This is a genomic window from Bilifractor sp. LCP21S3_F8, from assembly GCF_052117805.1.
GTDB lineage: Bacteria > Bacillota > Clostridia > Lachnospirales > Lachnospiraceae > Bilifractor.
Map to the genome: position 1 here is coordinate 1 of NZ_JBQKIK010000057.1, position 1,605 is coordinate 1,605.

Consider the following 1,605-nt stretch of genomic DNA (forward strand, 5'->3'; position numbering starts at 1 on the left):
TGGTGTGCTACCCGTCAAGGGGACAGTGAAAAATAATAAGTGATTGGATACCGTCAGTTGAGGAATGAATCAGCTGGCGGTATTCTTTATGCTGCTACTGCAAATGCTGCATGATATTCCATCGGGGTCATCCGATGAAGCTTTCTCTGGATCCGTTCACTATTGTAGTAGTGGATATATTTCGTAATCATTTCGACAAGTGCTTCCTGTGACGTAAAACGTCTTCCATAATACCTCTCACGTTTCAAAATGCCCCAGAAACCTTCCATCGGCCCGTTGTCGATACAATGGGCTACCCTGGACATGCTCTGCTTCATATGGTGTTCCTTCAGTCTTGTGCTGAACTGCTTACTGGTGTATTGAAATCCACGGTCTGAATGGAACAGAGGGTGCGCATCCGGCTCCAGACGAACAGCTTCATCAAAGGTATTCATCACCAGTGGATTATCGTTATGATTGCTGATTCGAAAAGCCACGATCCGGCGGTCATAAAGATCCAGAATGGCACTCAGGTATACTTTATGAACCTCGATGCCGACATAATACTTGAATTCTGTCACATCGGTCAGCCATTTTTCATTTGGTGAATCCGCATGGAAGTCCCGGTTCATGTAATTTCTGGCGATATGTGCAGGATCATTCGCTGCTCTTGTACAACTCTTTGGCTTCCACTTTATAGTAGACTGAATGTGGCTTTTACGACATAAACGAAGGACGCGCTTGTCATTGACATTTGTATCATATCTTCTGTCCAGTTCATCGCGGATCCTTCTGTATCCCATATCAGGATGGTCTTCGTGGATCTTCTTGATTTTTTCGGAGATCTTCTGGTTTTTCTTCTCGCTTATGCTTTCCGGATTTTTTAACCATCTATAATACGCTGAGCGTGGGACATGAAGATAACCACAGAGCCGTTCTACTGGATAATGTCGCTCTTCTGAGAGTTCCCGGATCGCCTGGTACTTATAAAGATGGCGAGTCAGAGATAGCGATCCTTCATCTCTAACTCTCTGACTTTTTTTAGCAGGTCATTCTCCATCTGCAGATCACGGTTGCGCCTCTCCAGTTCTGCGATCCTGTCCCGCATTTCCTCTTCAGGGGTGCGGCTTGGCATAGTGCCTACACGATGGCCTCGACGATCCTCCAGACCGGCAGAGCCCATTTCCTCATACCGTTTTACCCAGTTTCGCACCTGCTGGTATGAACACTGGTATTTCAATGCCATTGCACCATAGTTCTTATCGTTAGCCAGGCAGTCCTGGACGATAGCAAGTCTTTCTTCCGGTGTTGTGCTTCTGGCTTTCCTCATGTAGCTACCTCCTCCGCTTGTGCGTGATTTGATCTCTCCATGAGTAGTATATACCTTTATCCAGTCGCGTAACTGCCTGGAACTCCGCAAATGATATTTTTTAACAATGTCTCGCTGGCTTGATTTTCCATCAAGATACTCTTGAACAGCCTGAAGTTTTAACTCCTTAGAATAGGTTTTGTTATTGGATTGAACCATGAGGGCAGAGGGACCATCTGAAAGATATAGGTTACGCCAATCCCGAATGCTGCTCCTATCAACACCTATCAGTCGGGCTGCTTCAGTAGCGCTGATCT

Annotated in this window: 2 protein-coding genes and 1 pseudogene; all 3 read right to left on the minus strand. The window is 45.9% G+C overall.

What is annotated here, in order from left to right:
* Nucleotides 1-86: 86 nt before the first annotated feature.
* Nucleotides 87-983 (minus strand): IS3 family transposase, encoded by an 897-nt coding sequence (locus ACTQ3A_RS13835; RefSeq protein ID WP_441495187.1) that lies wholly within the window; start codon nucleotides 981-983, stop codon nucleotides 87-89.
* Complete coding sequence (locus ACTQ3A_RS13840) at nucleotides 980-1,309, minus strand: transposase (RefSeq protein WP_441495188.1); 330 nt, start codon at nucleotides 1,307-1,309, stop codon at nucleotides 980-982. Before ACTQ3A_RS13840 ends, ACTQ3A_RS13835 begins: the two co-directional genes overlap by 4 nt.
* A 45-nt stretch (nucleotides 1,310-1,354) precedes the next feature.
* Nucleotides 1,355-1,603: pseudogene (locus ACTQ3A_RS13845) on the minus strand (transposase); the annotation flags it as partial.
* Nucleotides 1,604-1,605 lie beyond the last annotated feature (2 nt).